Here is a 4,186-nt window from a genome sequence, read left to right as displayed (position 1 = left end):
CCGGTGAGAACCGCGGTGGCGGCGAGGAAGGCCGCGGCTCGCGCCCCGCGCCGGCCGTTCCGGACATGTCGACGAATCAATGTTTCGCACCTTCAGATGTTGATCGCGAGCGAGTCACACTCACGCCGGAGACGTTAGCCAGGACCGGATTCCACGGGAAATCACATTTTCGGATCCACCCACAACCATCAATTGTTGTTCTTCACAGTGGCATCCGGCCCGACAATCGGCCCGTCGAGCGATCTGGTGACAGGCAAGGTCGCGATTATTCGTCAGGCGGGTGTGACGATTCTCGACCGCGCGGCGGACGCTCATGCCTTGTTGACGGTACTCCAGTCCTCGTGGCCGCGGCCCTGCGCGACGGCGTCGGAGAAGACCGACAGGACGCCGTCCAGGATCGGGTGGTGGACCTGCTCGGACATGCGCGCCGCGTAGTTGAGGTCCTTGAGCGCCCATTCCGCGGAGAAGTTGATCGGCTCCGGCGTGGTGCCGAGGCTCTGCCAGGCCAGCTGTGTGATGACCCCGCCGGGCCGGTCGACGAGCGCCGCGCCGACCTGTTCCACGTCCAGCCCCGCCGCGGCGGCCAGCTTGACCGCCTCGCCGAAGGCGGCCAAGTGGATCGCCTGCAGGGCGTTGAGCACGAGCTTGAACCTGGTGCCAGCGCCGACCGGCCCGAAGTGCCTGACGTCGCTGGCGATCGCGCCGAGCATCGGCTCGAGCGCGGCCAGCCCGGCCTGGTCGCCGCCGGCCAGCATCACGAGGTTCCCGCTCTGGGCTCCGGCGCTGCCCCCGGTGACCGGCATGTCGAAGAAGGCCAGGCCGCGCCGCGCGCACTCGGCCGCGAGCTCCTCCACCCAGGACACCGACAGCGTCGCCGACGAGATCAGCACCGTCCCAGGGCGGGCGCCGGCCACGATGCCGTCGAGTCCGAGCCACACCTCGCGGGAGGACTCGTCATTGGCGGTGACCTCGAAGACCACCTCGGCGCGGGCCGCGGCCTCAGCCGGCGTCCCGGCGCGCGTGGCGCCCCCCTCGACCAGGCCACGGGTACGGCCGGCGGTCCGGTTCCACACCGTCACCTGGTGCCCGTGCTTCAGCAGGTTGTCGGCCATGCCCCGGCCCATGATGCCCAGGCCCACCACGGCAACGTTCGTCATCTCGGTTCTCCCGTCTCGTTCGGTATGCCTGGCAAGTCTGCTGCCCGTGCCCGGCGCGAGGCAGCTCCCCTCGAGGGGGGCCCTGGCAGGGCGCCCCACGGCGACCCGGTGCCGGGACATACTCGTCTGGTGACGAATCAGATGGACCTGGGAGATTTCCTGCGGTCGCGGCGGGCGCGGGTGACGCCGCAGGAGGCGGGCCTGCCGGCGACCACGGGCCGGCGTCGCACCGCCGGGCTGCGCAGGGAGGAGGTGGCGATGCTGGCGGGGTTGAGCATCGAGTACTACACGCGGCTCGAGCAGGGCAAGCAGAGCCGCCCGAGCCCGGCAGTGCTGGGGGCCGTCGCGCGTGTGCTGCGGCTGGACGAGGACGAGCGCCGGCATCTGTTCGAGCTCGGCCACGCCGCGGGCCCCGCCCGTGCCGCGGCGGCCCGCGGCGACGAGGCGCCGCGCACGGTGCGGTCGGAGGTGCGCCGCATGCTCGACATCGTCCGCCCCTACCCGGCCTACCTGCTCAGCCGGGCGAACGACCTGCTGGCCGCCAACGACCAGGGGATGCGGCTGCTGCCCGGCATCGAGGAGTGGCCGGCGCCGCTGCGTAACACGGCCCGATACACCTTCCTTCACCCCGACGGCAGGCGCGTGTACGGCAACTGGGACGAGGTCGCCACCGCGACGGTGGCCCACCTGCGGGCGGTCGCGGGGTCGAACCCGGATGCGCCCGACATCACCGGGCTGATCGGCGAACTCATCGTGAAGAGCCCGGAGTTCGCCGCGCTGTGGGAGCGGTACGACGTGCGGGCCCGTACCAACGGGCGCAAGTGTTTCGAGCATCCGGCGGTCGGGCGGATGACGCTGAGTTACGAGGTCTTCACCGTGGCCCGTGACCAGGGGCAGCGGCTGGTCGTGTACCAGGCCGAGCCGGGCACGCCCGATCACGACGCGATGATGCTGCTCGGCTTCGCGGCGCCGCGCGCCGGTGGGCTGGACCAGGACGAGGAGACCGCGCCGCACGCGAACCGTCACCAGGCGGGCTGACCAGGTCCGTGAAACGATCCAGCCGATGTTGCGCAAACGGTTGATCGCTCACCGCAATCCGTCGTCTCTTGGGCGCGGGAGTGTTGGCACAGGCGTCGCCGCCGTGCCTCACCATCGCACAATCATCGGATCGCCATCTCCGACATCTGATTCGGTGCTTGCCGACCAATGCCAGTGTGTCAGATGGTGACAGTGAAGAAGAGAGCCGAGCAGTCGAGACCGGCAGAGGCGAAGGACGAGGCGAAGAGACCGCTTCCCGACTGCACGGTGACGGCGGCACCGAGCAGTGTCACGTGGAAGATCTGGCCTTCGGCCAATGCGACAGTCGTTTCGATGTCCGGGACGTAGATTTTGACGGGACCCCGTGATTCGGTCCAGGTCAATTTGGTCGCCGCCTTCGCCGCCTTCGCCGCTGGCGGTGGTTTGGGAGATGTGGTTCCACAAGTGGACGATGCGTTGTCCCTGGGGGAGGATCGGGCCTGATCCGTCCTGGACAATCAGTTCGCACCAGCCTTCAGTGAAGGCCGAGAGCAGTGTGGCGGCTACGGACCAGCTGAAGTTGTACTTCAGTACCGGCGCAATCCGAGCAAATCCTCCCTGGACAGCGCGCAATGCCATGCTGACGCCGCCGGTCGCAACCCCTTAGCCCTCAGCGCCGGACGGAAGGAAAACGCCGAGGGTGCCTGCGTTCTTGTCGCGCGTGCACGGTGCGTCCGGCCCGCACGATCGCGTGCACGCCGGCGTCGCCGAACCGGGCCCGCGCCTGGCGGCCAGGGGCGAAATGTCGGTCATACGCCCAACCATAGGGAGAACCGCCGACAACAGATCGCTGTCACGGTGAAGTACTCACGCCGTCACCGGGCTCTTCGGCATCTGCAACACCTCGCTGACGGTCCGCTATGGCAGGACATCTCACACCCGGCGGCGGGAAGATCCCCTTGGCCCGGCCGTTTTCCATGCCTCGGCGGTTTCGCGCAGCCAGGCAACGTGGGCGCGCGGGCCGGTGCCGATGACGGCGTCGGGCTCGGGCAGGCGGCCGTCATGGCGGTATCGGCGCGCGGTCGATCGACTCGATCGAGTCGCAGGCACAGGACGCGGGCGACGCGATCACCGGGCCCGCCAATACCGACCCCAACTCCGTACCGAACTAACTGTCAGAACCGCTCCCGTCCGACATCCGGGCGGGTATTCGAAAGGAGACCCGAATGCGTGACGCCGACAGCCATCCCATCTTCTCTCGATGCCGCGCCTGCACCAACCGGATCCACTGGGTGGAATGCCCGACCGGCGGGTGGTGGACGCATGACAAGCATCCCGGCGACGACCACGACGCGGTGTCGCCGCTGCGCGTGCTGGAAGAGATTGACAACAGCGGCAACTACGTGGTCGTGGGAACCACGATCTGACCGCACATGGCCGGAACCCTACGGTTCGGCGGCCCACCGCCGCGCCAGGATCCGCGCCCGCCGACGCTCGGACGCGCGCCCATAAGTCAGCTGCAGCGCGATCCGCACGCGGGCCCGCCGCCAGCGGGACGCGACATCTTCGGGCTGGGGTTCAGGTAGTAATGGCGCAGAAACCAACGAAGTTCGGGTAACCGCAGGTCAGTTCACCGGCGGCGATCGGCGCCCGGGCCGATCGCCGCCGGTGAGATCGCGCATCGCCTGCGGCGACGGCTTGTAGTAACGGCGTAGGTTCTCGGCTTTGCGGTGCCGGGACTTGGCCATCAGCTCCAGCAGGCTCGCGCCAGCCTCGCCGAGATGGGTGAGCACGGAATGCCGGAGCTCGTGCAGATCCCACCCGGTCCCCGGCCCGTCGACGGCGGTCGCGGCGTCGAGCAGGTCACGGGCCTGGTCGTAGGACAGCCGGGCCAGCGCTAGGACAGCCGGGCCAGCGCTAGGCCGTGTTTTGAAAGTAGTTCGTGTGGAGGGGTGCCGCGAAGCGGCACCCCTCCACACGTGAGCTGGAAAGCGCTGTCCACGTTGGCAAAT

The 4,186-nt window shown here is 68.8% G+C and carries 4 protein-coding genes and 1 pseudogene; 2 read left to right on the top strand and 3 right to left on the bottom strand.

Going from position 1 to position 4,186, the window contains the following annotated elements; translation table 11 throughout:
- Positions 1 to 311: 311 nt before the first annotated feature.
- Positions 312 to 1,157, bottom strand: a complete 846-nt coding sequence (locus tag ACFYTS_RS36505) for an NAD(P)-dependent oxidoreductase (protein ID WP_387309760.1) — start codon at positions 1,155 to 1,157, stop codon at positions 312 to 314.
- Positions 1,158 to 1,286: 129 nt separating this feature from the next.
- On the opposite strand from ACFYTS_RS36505, the gene ACFYTS_RS36500 reads away from it, so the two are divergent.
- Positions 1,287 to 2,195, top strand: coding sequence for a helix-turn-helix transcriptional regulator (locus ACFYTS_RS36500; RefSeq protein ID WP_387309759.1), 909 nt, complete (start codon positions 1,287 to 1,289; stop codon positions 2,193 to 2,195).
- A gap of 179 nt (positions 2,196 to 2,374) precedes the next feature.
- On the opposite strand, the gene ACFYTS_RS36495 is transcribed toward ACFYTS_RS36500, so the two are convergent.
- Positions 2,375 to 2,578: a hypothetical protein gene (locus ACFYTS_RS36495; RefSeq protein ID WP_387309758.1), complete on the bottom strand. Its 204-nt coding sequence runs from the start codon at positions 2,576 to 2,578 to the stop codon at positions 2,375 to 2,377.
- Between the two features lie 822 nt (positions 2,579 to 3,400).
- Between ACFYTS_RS36495 and ACFYTS_RS36490 the strand changes: the two genes are divergently transcribed.
- Positions 3,401 to 3,601: a hypothetical protein gene (locus ACFYTS_RS36490; RefSeq protein WP_357289714.1), complete on the top strand. Its 201-nt coding sequence runs from the start codon at positions 3,401 to 3,403 to the stop codon at positions 3,599 to 3,601.
- A 198-nt stretch (positions 3,602 to 3,799) separates the two neighbouring features.
- On the opposite strand, the pseudogene ACFYTS_RS36485 reads toward ACFYTS_RS36490, so the two are convergent.
- A pseudogene (locus ACFYTS_RS36485) lies at positions 3,800 to 4,186 on the bottom strand (hypothetical protein); the annotation flags it as partial.

Source organism: Nocardia sp. NPDC004151 (assembly GCF_042874235.1).
Lineage (GTDB): Bacteria > Actinomycetota > Actinomycetes > Mycobacteriales > Mycobacteriaceae > Nocardia.
Note: the sequence above shows the minus strand (reverse complement) of the source record. Positions and strands in the feature narration are given on the sequence as shown.

What these genes read in the sequence shown, in the direction of transcription:
- ACFYTS_RS36505 (WP_387309760.1), bottom strand. Translation starts at nt 1,157, where the DNA reads ATGACGAACGTTGCCGTGGTGGGCCTGGGCATCATGGGCCGGGGCATG.
- ACFYTS_RS36490 (WP_357289714.1), top strand. Translation starts at nt 3,401, where the DNA reads ATGCGTGACGCCGACAGCCATCCCATCTTCTCTCGATGCCGCGCCTGC.